The organism is Streptomyces sp. NPDC032198 (assembly GCF_040636975.1).
Classification (GTDB): domain Bacteria; phylum Actinomycetota; class Actinomycetes; order Streptomycetales; family Streptomycetaceae; genus Streptomyces.
Window position 1 is genome coordinate 221,585 of the sequence record NZ_JBEZVL010000004.1, and the last position, 16,297, is coordinate 237,881.

The 16,297-nt window shown below is 68.8% G+C and carries 12 protein-coding genes; 3 read left to right on the top strand and 9 right to left on the bottom strand.

The window, feature by feature from the left end:
• The 4 genes from AB0E78_RS11965 to AB0E78_RS11980 form a co-directional block, all read right to left on the bottom strand.
• Positions 1-387, bottom strand: coding sequence for a helix-turn-helix domain-containing protein (locus AB0E78_RS11965; protein ID WP_361830918.1), 387 nt, complete (start codon positions 385-387; stop codon positions 1-3).
• 215 nt (positions 388-602) lie between these two features.
• Positions 603-1,412: an SDR family oxidoreductase gene (locus AB0E78_RS11970; protein ID WP_361830921.1), complete on the bottom strand. Its 810-nt coding sequence runs from the start codon at positions 1,410-1,412 to the stop codon at positions 603-605.
• Between the two features lie 137 nt (positions 1,413-1,549).
• On the bottom strand, positions 1,550-3,025 hold the full coding sequence (locus tag AB0E78_RS11975; RefSeq protein WP_361830924.1) for an esterase: 1,476 nt from the start codon (positions 3,023-3,025) through the stop codon (positions 1,550-1,552).
• A gap of 143 nt (positions 3,026-3,168) precedes the next feature.
• Complete coding sequence (locus AB0E78_RS11980; RefSeq protein ID WP_361830927.1) at positions 3,169-4,947, bottom strand: carbamoyltransferase C-terminal domain-containing protein; 1,779 nt, start codon at positions 4,945-4,947, stop codon at positions 3,169-3,171.
• Between the two features lie 151 nt (positions 4,948-5,098).
• Between AB0E78_RS11980 and AB0E78_RS11985 the strand changes: the two genes are divergently transcribed.
• Positions 5,099-5,548, top strand: coding sequence for a hypothetical protein (locus AB0E78_RS11985; protein ID WP_361830930.1), 450 nt, complete (start codon positions 5,099-5,101; stop codon positions 5,546-5,548).
• A 6-nt stretch (positions 5,549-5,554) separates the two neighbouring features.
• On the opposite strand, the gene AB0E78_RS11990 is transcribed toward AB0E78_RS11985, so the two are convergent.
• The 5 genes from AB0E78_RS11990 to AB0E78_RS12010 all read right to left on the bottom strand — a co-directional run bounded on the left by AB0E78_RS11990 (position 5,555) and on the right by AB0E78_RS12010 (position 14,559).
• The gene (locus tag AB0E78_RS11990) at positions 5,555-7,528 is read right to left on the bottom strand and encodes an aminotransferase class I/II-fold pyridoxal phosphate-dependent enzyme (RefSeq protein ID WP_361830933.1); all 1,974 of its coding nucleotides are present in this window, start codon (positions 7,526-7,528) and stop codon (positions 5,555-5,557) included.
• A gap of 1 nt (position 7,529) precedes the next feature.
• Complete coding sequence (locus AB0E78_RS11995; RefSeq protein ID WP_361830936.1) at positions 7,530-8,492, bottom strand: NAD(P)-dependent oxidoreductase; 963 nt, start codon at positions 8,490-8,492, stop codon at positions 7,530-7,532.
• Between the two features lie 14 nt (positions 8,493-8,506).
• On the bottom strand, positions 8,507-11,245 hold the full coding sequence (locus tag AB0E78_RS12000; protein ID WP_361830937.1) for a non-ribosomal peptide synthetase: 2,739 nt from the start codon (positions 11,243-11,245) through the stop codon (positions 8,507-8,509).
• Positions 11,246-11,453: 208 nt separating this feature from the next.
• On the bottom strand, positions 11,454-12,617 hold the full coding sequence (locus AB0E78_RS12005) for an ATP-grasp domain-containing protein (RefSeq protein ID WP_361830940.1): 1,164 nt from the start codon (positions 12,615-12,617) through the stop codon (positions 11,454-11,456).
• A 385-nt stretch (positions 12,618-13,002) separates the two neighbouring features.
• On the bottom strand, positions 13,003-14,559 hold the full coding sequence (locus tag AB0E78_RS12010) for an alpha/beta hydrolase (protein WP_361830943.1): 1,557 nt from the start codon (positions 14,557-14,559) through the stop codon (positions 13,003-13,005).
• Positions 14,560-14,955: 396 nt separating this feature from the next.
• Here AB0E78_RS12010 and AB0E78_RS12015 point away from each other — a divergent pair, with 396 nt between their 5' ends.
• Both AB0E78_RS12015 and AB0E78_RS12020 read left to right on the top strand, forming a co-directional pair.
• Positions 14,956-15,246, top strand: a complete 291-nt coding sequence (locus tag AB0E78_RS12015; protein WP_361830946.1) for a hypothetical protein — start codon at positions 14,956-14,958, stop codon at positions 15,244-15,246.
• A gap of 662 nt (positions 15,247-15,908) precedes the next feature.
• Positions 15,909-16,091, top strand: a complete 183-nt coding sequence (locus AB0E78_RS12020; RefSeq protein WP_361830948.1) for a hypothetical protein — start codon at positions 15,909-15,911, stop codon at positions 16,089-16,091.
• The last annotated feature ends 206 nt before the right edge of the window (positions 16,092-16,297 follow it).

Sequence of the window (16,297 nt, forward strand, 5' to 3'; positions counted from 1 at the left end):
TCACTTGTCGCCGTCGAAGTCTGTCCGTGCCTGCTCCACCTTGTCCAGGTTCTCCGTGGACCACTCGGCGAGCGTGGCGAACAACGGCCCCAGGCTGCGCCCGAGTTGACTGATCTCGTACTCCACGCGCGGGGGGACCTCGGGGTAGTAGGTGCGTATCACCAGGCCGTCCCGTTCCAGCTGCCGCAGCCGCTGCGTCAGGACCTTGGGCGTGATGCCGGCGATGGCGCGCTGCAGTTCCACGAAGCGCAGGCGGCCGTACTCGTTCAGCGTCCAGAGGATCGGCGTGGCCCAGCGGCTGAACACGATGTCGACGACCGGGCCGACCGGGCAGACCTGCGGGCCGACCGGCGTCGCCGGGCTTGTCCGGGCCGAGTTGGCGCTCATGCGTCCCCCCTTCAGGGAAGTGGCGGCACACCTGTCACCCAACGACGACGAACCGAAAGCGAGTTCGGTTCCATGCCGAGCCTCGAACCTTGGCATGGTCCTGCGGGAGCAGAGCCCTGTGGAACACAAAAGAACACGAAACGCGCACCCCTGTGCGCCCAGCTCCGCGTGGAGCGCACCGGCCGACCCCGGAGCTCGCCGCCCCTACCGGATTCTCAGGCCCGCGGTGTGATGCTGAAGTCGAACGCGGAGGTTCCGGGGTCCACCGCCGTGACCCCGCCGTCGACGGTCAGCACCGCGCCGTTGACGAAGGAGGCGGCGGGCGAAAGCAGCCAGGAGATCGCCTCGGCGACCTCCTCGGGCTCTCCCGGCCGGCCCGCCGGGACGAGCCGCGTCGCTTCCTCATACGCCGCGTCAGCCCCGCCGTCCCCCAGACCGGCCTCCTCGGCGAACCGGGTCATCCGCCGGTCGGCCATCTCGGTCCGCACCCAGCTGGGGCACACGGTGTTGGCGCGCAGCCCGGCCTTTCCGTAGTCGACGGCCAGGGAGCGGCACAGCTGGAGGAGCGCCGCCTTGGACGTGGCGTACGCGGCGTTGGCCACGCCGTTGCGCAGTGCGGCGACCGAGGCGACCGCGACCACCGAGCCGCGTGCTTCGAGCAGGTGGGGAAGCGCGGCCCGCATGAGGAGGAAGGGTCCTGTGAGGTTGGTGCTCAGCACGGCGTCCCAGTCCTCGTCGGACAGATCGCCGACCGCTCCGCTGCGCCCCACCCCGGCGTTGAGCACGAGCCCGTCGATGCGGCCGTAGGCCTCCGTGGCCGCCGCGACGAGACCGGCGACCGCCGCGGGATCACCCGCGTCGGCGGGGTGGGCCAGCGCCCCGGTCTCCTCGGCGACGCGGCGCAGCGGCTCGGGCCGCCGCCCGGAGACGACGACGCGGTGCCCGGCGGCGCGCAGTTGCCGGGCCGTGGCGGCACCGATGCCTGTCCCACCGCCCGTGACGATGACAACTCGACTCTCCGTCATGCCTGTTCAGCCTCCGAACGCGGTCGTGAGCACATGGCCGTGATCATACGTAGGCCGCGTCGGCCGCTCACGACCGCGTTCGGATGCCTGCCCGAAGGCCCTTCGCCTGCCCGAGGGCCCTTGCGGGCCGCCGGTTCCTACTCGTCGATCGCCGCGCCGAACGCCGCGCCCTTGCCCGGCGTGCCCAGCGAGTCCCCGCCGTACGTCCAGGAGCCCGCCGCGGTGATGCCGCCCGTCCCCGCTGACAGGACCCACACCACGCCGTCACCGGCGTTCTCGCCGGGTGCGGCGGCCAGGAGACCGAAGCGCCCGTCGCGGTTCGGGTCCGTCAGGCGTACCTGGGCACCCCACTTGTCGCCCTTCTCGGCCACGCCGGGGATGTCCGCGGAGTTCTGGTCGAAGGACTTGGCGCCGGCCGACGTCAGGCCGACCTCCGCGCCACGCAGCACCCAGACCGCACCGGCGTCCGCGACCGTGCCGATGTCCTCGCCCGGTGCACCGATCGCGACGTCGGCGTAACCGTCGCCGTTCGTGTCGGCCACGGACAGGTCGCCGCCCCAGCCGTCACCGCGCTCGGCGGTTCCGGGCACACCCGCGCTGTCCTGGGTCCACCACTTGGCCTCGTCCTTGAGGCCGTTCTCGTCGCCGTAGCGGACGCCCACCAGGCCGCCGGTCATCGTTTCGCCGCCGTCGTCCGGGGAGTTGGGCTCGCCGGTCACCAGGTCGTCGAAGCCGTCGTGGTTGATGTCGCCGGACGCGGCCACGGGCCCGCCGCGCAGATCGTGCTCGTACTTGAGTCCGTCGGCGTTGCCGGAGAAGTACGCGGACCAGCCGTGCCCCGGCTCGTCGCCCACGGTCACGCCGGACACGACGAGGTCGGCGTAGCCGTTGTCGTCGTAGTCGCCGGTGGTGAGCGACTTCGGCGTGATGTCGCGCTCCTCGGCCACCGCGGAAAGGCGCTCGGTCGCCCGGCGCTTCAGCGGGGCCTGCCCGGGTTGCGGCGCCGCGTCGTACGCGAAAAGCTCCAGGTCGTCCCGGTCCAGTACGGCGAGCACGTCGCCCGGCGTCTCACCGGTGAGGTGTGCCGCGGCCAGACTCAGGCCGAACTGCTCGCCCTGGGTCGGCTCCTGGGTCTCCAGCCAGTCGCTGGCCTCACCGCTGAGGCCCTGCTTCGAGCCCCACAGGATCGCGACCCCACCGGCGTCCGCCGTGTCGCCGATGTCCTCGCCGGGGATGCCGACGATCGCGTCGTCGAAGCCGTCGCCGTCCAGGTCACCGGTGGCGACGGCCTTCCCGAAGCCGTCGCCCGCCTCCGCGGCGCCCGCGACACCGGCCGTCGACTGGCTGAAGCGGCCGACATTGGTGGTGTTCATGCCCCCGGAGGAGCCGTACTGGGCCGTGACGAGCCCGGCGCCCTTCTGGCCGCTGACCGTCGCCCCCGGGGCTCCGACCAGCACGTCCTCGTATCCGTCGCCGTTGAAGTCACTGTTGCGGTCGTCGGCGTGCGTACCCCCGGGGGTGCCCGCGACGGCGGAGGGGGCGGCGACGATGCCCGCCCCGGTGAGAAGGAGGAATGAGGCCGCGGCGAGGGCGGCCGAACGGTTCTTGCGCACGAGCGGCTCCTGTGGAGAAAAGTGGCCGGGCAGGCGCGAGGGTGTCCGGAAAGGGCCCGTTCCTTGTCCGGCGCCCTGTTCGACACCGGTTGGGGCACAAGGGTTGTACGCGGCCTTCGATTCCACGGGATCAGACCTTGGGATCAGATCTTCTTGGTGACCACGAAACGGTCGATGACCAAGTGGTCGATCTCGGTGGCGAGGAAGCACTCCAGGGCGTCCCGCGGCGAGCAGACGATGGGCTCGCCGGCCACGTTGAAGGAGGTGTTGAGCAGGCAGGGCACATCCGTCCGTGCCGTGAAGGCGCGCAGCAGCTCCGCGAGCGCGGGGTTCTGCCGCTCGTCGACCGTCTGGACCCGTGCCGTGCCGTCCACGTGGCAGGCGCCGGGGATCCGTTCCTGGTACTCCTTGCGCACCGGGAAGACGAACGTCATGTACGGGGACGAGGTCTTCTTGCCCATTTCGAAGATCCGGGGAGCCTCGGACTCGAGGACGACCGGCGCGAACGGGCGGAAGGGCTCCCTGTGCTTGACCCGGGTATTGATGATGTCCTTGATGTCGGGGAAGGCCGGGTTGGCGAGGATACTGCGGTTCCCCAGGGCGCGCGGCCCGAACTCGGCACGGCCCTGGAACCAGCCGACGACGTTCTTCTCGGCCAGCAGCCCCGCCGTCCGCTCGGCGGCCGACGAGACGTCTGGCTCCTCCTGCCACTCCACGCGGTCCGCGTACTCCCCCAGGACATCGAGGATCTGCTGCTCGTCGTACGAAGGTCCCAGGTAGGGCGTGGTGACCGCGTCCGCGGGCCGGTTCCTGAGGCCGGCCGTGCAGACAGCCGCGCCGATGGCGACGCCCGGGTCGCTCGCCCCGAAGCTGACTTCCATGCCGGTGAACGACGACCGCTCCAGCATCTTCGTGTTGGCCACGCAGTTGAGCGCGAGGCCGCCCTCGAAGAGCAGGGTGTCCATGCCGGACGCGGCGGTCAGGCTCCGCATCTGATGGGCGGTGACGGCCTCGACCATGTGCTGGGCGAGACCGGCGACCCTGACCCGGAAGTCGAACTCCTCGCGCTTCTCGCTGTCACCGTCGAAGAGGCTGTCGAAGAGCGCGTAATAGGCCCCGATGTCGCTGGGGATGGACAGGGTGTACGAGCCGTTCTCGTGCAGGCGCACCACGTGTTCCAGCAGGGGGTTGTGCTGGGGCGGCGGGCCGTAGGCGGCCAGGCCCATGACCTTGTACTCGTCGTTGTTGGGCACGAAGCCCAGATAGCGGGTGATCCGTCCGTAGGCCACGCCGAGCGAACTGGCCATGTCGACGGTGCTCTCGTCGAAGACGCGGACCACGCCGTCGCGCAGCTCGCCCATGACGGAGGAGAGGGTCTCGGCCCGGCCGTCGCTCACCAGGAAGGCCGCGTCGCCCCCGCCCGCCAGGTAGGCACCGCACATGAGGTGGGCCAGGTGATGGGGCACCAGGACGAGCTTGTTGGGGTCCAGTGCGTGGCCGGTGCGCTGGACGAAGTCGCCGTACACCGCCTCGCGGCTGAGCATGTCGGTGTAGAGCTCGCCCGTGCGCCGCAGCGCGTCGAACTTCGCCGCGACCGGCATGTCGGAGCCGGTTATCCGCGACATCATCTCCTCCGCCACGGTCGGCGAAAACCGCCAGGGGAAGGCGAAGACGTCGACCTCGTTGAGTTCCACCCCGGCGGATTCCAGGCACCATGTGATCGCGTTCGCCGGGAAGTCGGAGGTCTTCTTTACCCGGCTCAGCTGTTCTTCCTCGACGGCGGCGACGACTTCGCCGTCGATGGTCAGGGCTGCCGCGGCGTCGTGCCCCACAAGGAGATTACGGCCGACGCCGGTCGCCCCGTAGAGACGTCCGAAAAGTTCCGCGCCCCTGGTGAATCCGTTGTAACCGAGAACAATCACGGGCCTTCAGCCTCCCCAGCATGACAATAACGGTGCACGGCAGGCTACTTGGCCCGCATGCATGTGAGATAGGAGTGCCGCACGACCTTGCCACTCCAATTCCGGCGGCCATAATCTGGTGCCGGACACCCGTGACGAAAGGATCCGCTCCGTGGGCCACAACTCTTCCGCTGCAACCCCTCTGACCAGCACGGTCGTCGCAGAGAACTTTGATCGCTGGAGCCCTCCACTGCACCAGGATTTCGAGAACAACGCCCACAACGGCCGCGTGGGCCAGACGCTGGTGAAAGAGACCGATTCCCTGCGGATGTGGGAGACCCATCTCCAGCCGGGCGAGCGAATTCCCGTCCACCGGCACGTCCTCGACTACACCTGGATAGCCCTCACCGATGGCCGGGCCCGCCAGCACGCGAGTGACGGCAGCAGCCGAGAGATCTCGTATGTCCGCGGGCAGACCCGGCATTTCACTTTCAGCGAAGAGCGCCATCACCTCCATGACTTCAAGAATATCGGCGACCGTGTTCTGTCGTTCCTGGTCGTCGAGATGAAGGAAGGGGCCAATAAGCCCCTTCCTTTGACGGATGGCGTCACCGACTCCTGATCGGCCTCATAGCGCCGCGGAGAACGCGGCGAGCAGTGCGTCGTTCGCGCGCCGGTTGCCGATGGAGATGCGGCAGGTGCCGGGAATGAGGAAGCTGACGTCGGCGACCACGATCCCGGCATGGTGCAGTTGCTCCATGACGCGCTCGTGCTGATGGAGCCGCACCAGCAGGAAGTTGGCCTCCGAGGGGAACACCCGCTCCACCGCGGGGTGATCCGCCAGCAGTCCGGCCATCCGGTCGCGCTCCGCCCGGATGTGCCGGATGGCGGCGAGCGGCCGTCGTGTGTTCGTCAGCCGGTCCCGCACGGCGGCCTGCGACGCGTCGGTGAACCCGAAGGGCACTTGGACCCGCCGCAGCGCGTCGATGATGCCGGGCCGCGCCAGGGCGATCCCGCAACGGGCGCCGGCCAGAGCCCATGCCTTCGAAAGTGTTCTGAGCACGATGAGGTTGTCGTGCTCGGCGACGAGACCGGCGTACGAGGGCTTCTCGCTGAACTCGACATACGCCTCGTCGATCACGACAAGGCCCCGCGCGCCGGCGACGAGGGCCCGCACCTGCGCCGGATCGAGCCTGGTTCCCACGGGGTTGTTCGGATCGCACAGGATGGTCACCCGCGGATCGGCGGCCAGGATCCGCTCCGTGTCGAGCTCGGCCAGGTCGTCGCCGCCCAGGGGCACCTCGACCAGGGGCAGGCGCAGCAGGCGGGCGAAGTGGGCGTAGAGCGGGAAGGTGGGCGGCGTGACACACACGCTCTCACCGGGCGAGGCCAGCGCCGCGAGGAGCAGCATGACGCCGTCGACCGACCCGCTGGAGAACAGCAGATGGTCCGGTGTCAGTGCGCCGGTGCCCTGGTGGCCGGGCAGCTTCGAGATCGTGTCCAGGTAGGTGCGGGCGAGCTCGGTCGTGTCGAGATGGGGGTACTGGCCGGCGGCGCCCAGGAACGGGTTGGTGTTGCTCGACAGGTCGATGGTGTCGAACCGTGGCTGGTTGCGGGCGCGTGCCGGGCCCGGGACCGGCACGGTCGTGACGGGCGGAGCCGCGAAGCGCGACAGCGCGGGCTCCTCCCCCGTGTCCTCCGGGACCGTGACGCCTTCGGCGCGCAGCCAGTGGTCGAGGGGGACGAACAGGTCGGCTCCGAGGCTGCGTTTGCCGTCGGTGTTCCCCGGGCCGAGGTGGACCCAGTGCAGGCCCGCGCGCCGGGCGTCGAGGTAGAGCCCGTACAAGGCCGCTTCGTGGAGGCCCCTCTCGGAGACGGGGTCGTATGCGGCGGGGTCGATGGCCTGCGTCAGGTGGTAGAGCCCCCGGCCGTTGTGGGACGTGACCGTGAGCGCGACCTGGACGACGGTGCTCCCCCGGCGGCGCACCACCATCTCCGCGCGATCAGCCAACGGTCCGTCGACCAGGGCGTCGAGGGCCTGGGCGTTGTAGGGGTTGTGGCCGCCGCCGTGGCGCTCCGCCCGGTGCCGGTGCAGTTCCACGAAAGCGTCCCGCGCCCAGGGCTGCCCGCCGAGGTCGCTCACGCGGATCCGCTCCCAGGTGAGGTCACGGGAGACGGCGTCATGGCAACGACGCAGGGCGCGCTGTCGGCCGCCGCCCACGCGGGCGCGCAGGAGCTCGTCCACGTCCCCGGTCAGCCGCACGACGCACTCGGGGTCGGCGGCGTAGGGGAGGAATCCCGCGGCCCGCAGTGCGCGGGAGTCGTCGGTACGGCGCACGTTGGGCACGAGGATCTGGGGCACGTCCAGCGCCTGGGCGTGGCGCACCAGCTCTTCGGCCGCGGGGGCGGTGGGAGCGGGGCTGGTCGGGGTGTACAGGGCCCCGCCGCCGATCAGGGTGGGGCGCTCCAGTACGGCGGGGTCCAGGGAGTCGAAAGCTCCCTTGCCTCCAGCCAGTTGGGCCAGGGGCCCCACCGGCTCGCGGGAGCCGAGAGCGGCGCCGAGCATCCGCTGAAGCGCCGCTGCGTCTGTGGGTCTGCGCATGTCAGTGCTCCATTCCTCGCCCCGCCGTGTGCTCGCCGGCGTGGGCCTCGATGCGGTCGCGGTACTCCTCGAACAGCTCGGACAGCGTGCGGGCTATGCCGGTCTTCCAGTCGACGGAGCAGTCGCCGATCAGACCCCGGCGGACCTCGTGGTCGAAGAGCGCGGTCTCGCGGCTGTAGTCGCTGCGGTCCAGCTGGACCGGCACACCGGTGAGCGCGGACATGTGCTCCAGGAGGTCGGTCATGCCGACCTCCTCGTCCCCGCCCCAGTTCACCACCCGTGCGGGCGTCCCTGCCGCGCCCCACAGCAGCGGCACCTGCCGGACCAGGTCGTCGGTGTGCAGCAGGTTGCAGTAGTTCTGCCCTTGCCGAGGCACCGCGCAGGGCTGTCCCTTGCGCATCTGCTTGAACAGGATCATGGGCACACCGCCGTGGCCGTACGGGCCGTAGGCGATGTTGAGCCTGGCGATCACCGTCGGCAGCCCGAGCGCTTCGGCCAGGCCCCGCGCCACTCCTTCGGCGGCGAGCTTGCCGACCGGGTACGTCGGCAGCCACGGCACCGCACCGCCCACGGCATCGCTCTCGCGGTAGCGGTGGGTGCTGTCGGCCCGGTTGTAGACCACCCCGGACGAGACGTACAGGAACGCCTCCGCGGTGGCGCAGTGGGTCATCAGCCGTGCGGTGCCCGCGGCGTTGACGCGGGCGGTCTCCGCGAAGTCCGTGCCGTCGCCCCGGTGCACCGCCGAGTGCAGTACGTGGGTGAAGCCGCGCGGCAGGTCGTCCAGCGTGTCGGTGGCCATGTCCCAGGTGAAGGTGTGCGCGCCCATTTCTTCCAGGGCCTTGCGGGCGGCCGGGTCGCCGAACCGGCCCAGACACCACACCTCGTTGTCCTGGGCGAGCGCTTCGGCGACGGGCATCGCGACCTGCCCGGTGCCACCCGTGACGAGAATCCTCTTGCCTTGCATTCCTGTGTCCGTCCTTAGCCGAGCGCGAGGCTCAGTTCGTGCCGCAACGTTGCCTGGAAGGTCTGTACGTGCTGCGGGCTCATCAGGGTGTAGTGCTCGCCGTCGACCTCGATGTACCGGTTGGGGTTGCGCGTGAAGTCGTCCCAGTGACGCAGCTGGTGGTCGAGCCACTCCTGTTTGGTGCCCTTGAGCGGGGTGCAGTAGAAGACGCGTACGTCGTCGACGGTCCCCGAGGGTTCGTAGCTCCGGCCCAGGTGGACCATGTTCTGCGCCAGGTGCACCCAGGTGGTGAACTGCTCGACGGTCAGGTCGAGTTCGATCAGGCGCCGCTTCGGCGCGTGATCGATGAGGTAGGCCAGTTGGTCGGCTTCCGGCAGCGGGCGAAGGGTGGCGGTCAGCCCTTCGATGTCGGCGGGGGCGATCAGCTCCAGGAACAGCGCCAGGTTGATCGCGCCGTCGGTGAAGGTGATCTCGTTCATGCGGCCGGAGATGCTCGGCGGCAGGTTGAAGACACCGACGAACTTGACCTCGTCGCCGTCGGCCTCGATCCGCTTGGCGATCTCGAACGCGACGGCCGCGCCGTAGGAGTACCCCGCCACGGCGTACGGTCCGCTCGGCTGGGTCCGGCGGATCGCCTCCACATAGGTGGTGACCATGTCGTCGAACGATGCGAAATGGCTCTCGCCCTGCCCGAATCCGCGGGCCCGCAGCGCGTAGAACGGCCGCTCCCCGGTGAAGTACTTGGCGAGGTTGACGAACACCAGCACCTCCCCCAGGCCGGGGTGGACGCAGAACAACGGCGTGCCGTCGCCGGTGACCTGGAGCGGCACCAGCGGGTCGTAGGCGGAGCCCGCGTCGGCGCTCCGTGCGGCGGTGAGGCGGACGGCCAGGGCGCGCACACTGGGGGCCTGCAGGAGCATGGACATCGGCACGCCGTCGATGCCGAACTCGGTCTGTATCTCCAGCTTGAGCCGCAGCACGTCCAGTGAGGTGCCGCCCAGGTCGAAGAAGCTGGCGGTCGTCGGGACCTTCTCGGTGTTCAGGACCCGGGCGTAGATGGCGGCCAGGGCGATCTCGACGTCGCCCTCCGGTGCCACGTAATCGCCGAGGAAGCGGGTGCTCACCTCGTCGGACCGGCGGACGGCGGCGTCCAGGGCACCGGTCTCGACGGCCGTCCGCAGCCGCGACCGCTGAACCTTGCCCAGGTTGCCGCGGGGGATGTCCTCCTCGGCGACGGGGAGGATCAGCTGGGGCCGGAAGCCCCAGTGCATCACCGTGGAGCTGCGGATCGCCACGAGGGCCCGGTACACGGCGGAGTCGTCGGCCGGATCGCCCGCGGGGACGAACGCGACGGCGAGCTGTTCCGAATCGGCGCCGTCGGGGCGGATCGGGAAGGCCGCTAGCCGGCCCCGCCGCACGCCGTCCAGCTCGTCGAGGACCGCTTCCAGGTCGTGGCTGTAGTAGTTGACGCCGTTCACGATGACGGAGTCCTTGGTCCGGCCGACCAGCGTCAACCGGCTCTCGGCGTCGAGGCGTCCCAGGTCGCCGGTGCGGAACCAGCCGTCGGGGGTGAATGCCTGGGCGGTGGCCTCGTCATTGCCGAAATAGCCGTCGGTGACCATCGTGCCGTGCAGTTGCACCTCACCGGACTCGGCCGTGGCGGGCCGGTCGCTGGAGGCGAGGACCGTGCCGTCGCCGTCCACGATGCGTATGCGCAGTCCCCGTACGGGACGGCCCAGCGGAGGGAACTCCGTCTCCTGGTCACGGGCGGCGAATTCACGGTTGAACACGCTGCCCGCGCACGTCTCGGTCATCCCGAACGCGGGCACGATCACGTCTTCGCGCAGGCCGTAGGGAGCGAGGGCGTCCAGGAAGGCCCGGACGGTGCCGGTCACGGTGGCCTCGCCGCCGGAGATGATGTGCCGTACGTGCGACAGGTCCAACTCGGCTGGTGATACGGGGCGTTGGGCGAGGGCTTGGTTGATCTGCCCGAACAGGAAGTTGGGGGTGAACGTCACGCGCACCCGGTGTGCCGCGACCAGTCTGAGGAATTCCACGGGGTCCGCGAGCACCGTGGCCGGGGTCGCCATGACCTGGTCGGCTCCGTTGAACATCGGCAGCAGGTTCGCCTCGATCGCGGCGATGTGGTCGGCCGATATCCAGTTCAGCGACGTGTCGTCGGGCCCCAGGTCCAGTGCCCCCGCCTTCCCGGCCTGCGCGGCGAGGAGGTTGGCGTGGGTGAGCCTGACCGCCTTGCTCGATCCGGTGGACCCCGAGGTGAGCATCAGTACGGCGAGGTCGTCCGGGGCGGAATCGTGCAGCTGGGCGTGCTCGGCGGAGGCATGGCTCAACTCCTCCACTGTCACTGCCCGCAAGCCGACTTCGGGCAGGTCCCCCTGGTGCTCCTTGGAGACGATCATCAACGGGTCACCCAAGAGCGTGCGCAGGTGCTCCAGTTGGGTGCGCCACCGGGAAGGGTCGGCCGGCGGCGCGACCGGGCAGGGCACCACTCCGGCCAGGACGCACCCCCAGAAGGCACGGAAGAAGTTCTCGGGGTCGTGGGCGGAGATGAGTACGCGCTCGCCCGGGGTGGTGCCGCCGTCGCGCAGCCCTTGGGCGATCCGGCAGGCGCACTCCCGCAGCTCGGCGTACGAGAGGAACGAGCCGCCGATGAAGGTGATGCCGCGGGATGTGTCCCGCGCCGCGCTTTCGAGCAGCTGCGGGAGCGTCGAGGCATGACGTTGATCCGGCATAGGGATGACGACCTCCGATCAGAGAAAGCACCATGACTGGGAAATAAAGGGGAAATGGCTGGCAATTCGGCACGGTCCGAGCTTCGGGCCGGGCGCACGCCGACGCACGGGCGCACGTCGGCACACGGGCGCACTTGAGCGCGTGGGAAGGCACAGCCAGGAATTCTCGTGGAAACCGCCTACAGACCGGCGGTATGGGCGGTGCCCGTCAGCCGCCGACCTCGTTGAAGCGGACGATTTCGTCGATCGTCTTCTGCAGCTTCAGTTCGTCCGGGTCGGAGACGATCGCCTGTCCGTATCTGCCGTACGGACCGATCGACGCATCGGGCGACACAGGATATTTGATCTCGTCGAAGGCGAAGTTGCGCTCGAAATCCTGCTGGGTCAAGGTACCGTCGCTCGAACGGCGCAGGAGGATGTACCCGTAGAACCGGTCGGGCGCATGACTATCCGGGGCGAAAGTCGGCTCCTCGCCGAGCGCCAGGCTTATTTCCACGTCGAAGAGGTCGACGCCGAAAGTCAATTGATTGACCTGCGGGGAAAGCGCGCCCGGGAGCCGGATGGCGCATTCGCCGAAAGTGAGACCGGCTTCCCGCACGAAAGCTTCCATGTGGAATACGCAATCAGGTGCGCCGAGACTCTCCAACGCCTGTCCCGCGAGCTCCTCGGCCTGCCGGAACAGTTCCGGATGCAGTCTGCGGTCCAGGATGTGCGCGGACAGGATGCCGCCTTGTACGGCACTGAGCGGCGAGATGTGGTTGCTGCTCATCGACGACCACTGAAGGCGGCCGTTCTTCCAGATGCCGTCCACGTAGACCTCGGGGGCGTCGACGAAGGACTCGGCGACGATCTCGACGTCCGACCGGCCCGGGAACGGCTCCAGGGCCCTCGCATACTCTTCGTAAGAACGAACGATGCTCGTGCGCAGCGAGCCGGCTCCGATCGCCGGCTTGATCACGAAGACGTCCCCCAGGTCCCTGGCGAGCTCCAGGAACGAAGTGCCCTCCGCTACGTACCGGCACTGCGCCCGCTTGATGTGCGGCGGCAGCTTGCTCTTCTGGAGATACTTGTCCCGGAAATAGAGGGATGCTCTTGAGTCCACATTTCCAGGGAGGTTCAACTGTTGCCGCACATAGGCGGCACAAAAGACACCCATTTCATGAACGGTGAGCACTCCTGCCGCATCATCCACATGCGCGGAGAGCACTGCTCGCAATACTTCCTGAGCGTTCTCAATGTCGGCGACCCGCTTGAAGCGTCGCCCCTCTGGCGCGCTCGCGGGCGCCGGCACTATATAGCAGGGATCCAATCCCCTGCGCAGGAGTGCCTGGTCGAGATCATCCCTGTATCCGATAACAATCATCGTCGGCATGCTTGTCTCCCCGAAATAAAGCTAGCCAACCAACTCGACGCATCCTGTCACACCCGTAACAGGCATGTGGATATGCACAGTCATGATCGTTTGCCAGTTGAGATGTGATTTAACTCACAAGTAAAGCTTTAGTCGAATAGGCATGGAATGATTCATTCCGCGCCAGCCCGGTGAAGCAAATTCACCGCACCCACCCGCCCGCTTAATTCGACCGGTACAAGCAAACAAAGCCCCATATGGCACCGCATGGGGAAGCGAAGACAAGCAAGGGCTCCATGTACGAGATGTGCCTGAGCGGGTGGCGGTGGCCGCCACCCGCTCAGGCACCCGCTCAGACCCCGGCTCAGGCACCCGTCCGGACAGGGTCAGGAAACCCTCCGGGCAGTCAGCCGAGAGGCCCCGGGGCCGGGAGCGAGGACGCGGCGCGCCGCTCGCCCCCCGTCGCCCGGCAGGTCACGTCGGCAGCCGGCAGCCTGCCGGTGGCCAGGTAGGAGTCGGCAGCGGAGTCCGCGCACGGGTTCGTGGAGTAGACGCCGTGGCCCTCGCCCTCGTCGACCGTCACCATGCGCGAGCCCTTCAGCTGACGGTGCATGGCGCGCGCGGTGACCAGCGGGGTCTGCGAGTCCCACTCGTTCTGCACGATCAGAGCGGGGACCTTGTTGTTCACCTCGGTGGCGGGCTCAACAGGCTTGTCCCAGAAGGCGCAGGGCATGATGCCCGAGGCGAAGTCCCCGTACAGCGGATAGCGGACCGCGTCACGGATCAAGTCCCTCTGGTATGTCTCGGGGTCGCGCGGCCAGGGCCCGTCAGCGCACATCACGGTCACGGCGGCCGAGATGTCGTCCTCGGCCGGAGGCTCGGGATCATCCCGGTCGTTCGCCGCCCTGGCCCCGGCGGCCTCCTTCAGTTTCACGACCCGCTCGGCCGCGTCGCGGACGGTGTAGAAGTCCCTGCGCACCAGGTCGCGCACGCCCGCGCCGTCGAGCGGCACCCCGTCGACCACGATGGGATCCCGGTCCGCCCTGGCGACCACGTCCCAGAAGCTCTTGCTCACCGCGGCCGGTGTGTCACCAAGGCCGTAGGCCGCGTCGCGTGCGGCGGTCCACTTCGTCCACCGCTGGAACGCCCGCTCCGCCTCCGGGGCCCAGACCTGGAACATCCCGCGCCACGCCCGCTTCGGGTCGACGGCACTGTCGAGGACGAAGCGGTCGGCACGCCGGGGGAACATCTGCGTGTAGACGGCGCCCAGGGCAGTGCCGTACGAGACTCCGTAGTACGAGATCTTCCGCTCGCCGAGGACCGCCCGCAGGACGTCCATGTCGCGCGCGGTGTTGCGGGTGGTGACGTACGGGAGGGTGTCCCCCGCATTCGAACGGCACTTGTCGGCAACGTTCTTGGCCCAGAGGACGTTCTTGTCGAAGGTCCGCAGCGGGCGCAGCATCGTGTTGTCCTCGGCGTCGAGGCCGCACTGGACGGGTGTGCTGCGGCCGACTCCCCGCGGGTCGAACCCTATGAGGTCGTACCGCTCCTTCACCTTCTGGGGCAGCGCTTCGTCGAGCTCCAGCGGCATCTCCAGACCGGGGCCGCCGGGACCGCCCGGGTTCGAGAGCAACACGCCGTGGCGTTTGCCGGGGGCGCTGGTCCTGAGCCGGGATATCGCGATGTCGATCTTCTTGCCGCCGGGGGCGCGGTAGTCCAGCGGAACCTTCAGGGTCGCGCACTGGAGGGCGGCGGGAGTGTCGCCGCCGCACCGCCCCCAGACCGGCTTCTGCTGGGTGTACGGACGCAGGGCCCCGGCCTCCGTAGAGGCTGACGAGGAGGCGGCAGAGGAGGGAGCCGAGGAGGCGGACGGGCTTGCGGTGGCCGGAGTGGCGGCGAGGCCGGGGGCCAGAGCCGCCATCACGCTCACGGCAAGCAGCGGTACGAGCGGTCTTCTTTGCATGCGGACGATCCTTCCGATGAGCCCCTGCTGAACCCCGATGGGCGCCCATGGGCGCCAATGGGCAGGGATATTGCGGGACATGAGCGATGTTGTCCCGTCGAGCCGTCGCGCGACTCCTCCCGGAGGTCCGACTGACTCCACCTCACGTGGCACCCAGGGACCATGCGTCTACTCCCCTGGGAGGAGTACGCGTCTCAGGGCTCGGAGCAACCAGCCGCTCAGAACCCGGCGTCCGTCGGCGACGCGCCCAACTCCCCGTCGCGCACGGTCGACGTGGAAGACGGCACCCGGCCATTAGCGCGTTCGGGTGTCTTGGCGCGCCGGGTGCAACCAGATGGCCGCCCGACCGCTTCCTGTCCGACACAGGCATTGCCCGCACGTCGTGAGGAAGCCGCCATGACTTCACCCGCCACCATCCTGCCGAGCGTCAACTGGGACGCGGAGGCCGACTTCCTGCTGCCCCCGCCGGACCCGACGCAGCGTCTGGACATGGCTGCCCCGACCGTGCTCACCCCCCGCGACCGGCACCGTCTGAGCCTGCACGCGACGCTCACCACGGCCGGAATTCCTCCCCACCCCGACGACACCAAGGCCATCGACGCGCTGAGCACGCTCGACGACACCGTCGCCCTCGCGATCCGCCGCTGGCTCAACACCCATGCCCAGCACGCGATGCCGCTCACGTGACGCGACGCGGGTGTGCATCCCGCACCCACCCGCGGTGGCGACGCCAGCGGCGGCCGGTCAGCCTCGGTGGAACAGATCCTGCGGGTCGACGCGCTCCCAGCGCGAGCACGGGGCGGGCGTACGTGGCACTTCCCGGTCCTGCGCCTGCCATTCACGTACCAACGCGTCGTAGATCGGCGCCTGCGAAGCAGCCTCCCCACCACCCGTCCTCGTCCCGGCTCGGGGCGGCCGCGGTGAAGGAACCCCGTTCCCCGCATCGCTCATGCGCAGTCCAACGATCCTTTCCACTCCCGGAACCTGCAGGATTTCGTCCGCGTCCGGCAATAAGCCCGTGGCATGCGCATGCCACGGGCTTAAGGGAACGTCAGATGCAGATTACTGACTCGACGGACCGTCTGTGTGCGGTCTTCGAATTCGTACCCAAACGAGAGAAGCCGAGCGCCGGTTCGGTACCCATCGTGCCCAAGCGTCGTTGGCAGGTGTAACGCGCACAATGGCTGTGCGCCGGCACTCCTGGGACTTACTCCTTGCCCAGGGGCCCAGGAGTGCCGACCTCCGACATAGAACAGTGACGCCCTATGCCCGAACGTCGACCGATCGATCCAGCCGACGACGACCGCCCCGAAGGGGACGGCCGCGACCATGATCGCTCGCGGAGAGCGATGAACGCAGCAATGCAGTGTGCGGAGTTGCTGGGCCGGATCATCGACAACTCGGCGGACGCAGGTGACTTCGCCACCTTCGCGTGCGCCCTCGTACCCGAGGCCGCACTCCTCGTCCGGCTGGCCTTCCGAACCGCCCGGCGGATGGGGAGGAGGCTGAACCGCACAGGATCCGACACCTAGTTCCTCCCCTGGCCAAGAGGTGACGTGGGCCGACCGCGCGTCGGTCCACGATCTCCACCTGTTCACGTCCCTTTCGAGCGCAACTCTTTGCACACAACATCGCATGCTGCTCGCGACTACTCAACGCTGGCCCTCATCGCCAGTGTCGCTTTTCAAACTGTGACACTCGATTGAGTGACGGGTTTATGCAAGACAGCTGCGCGAAA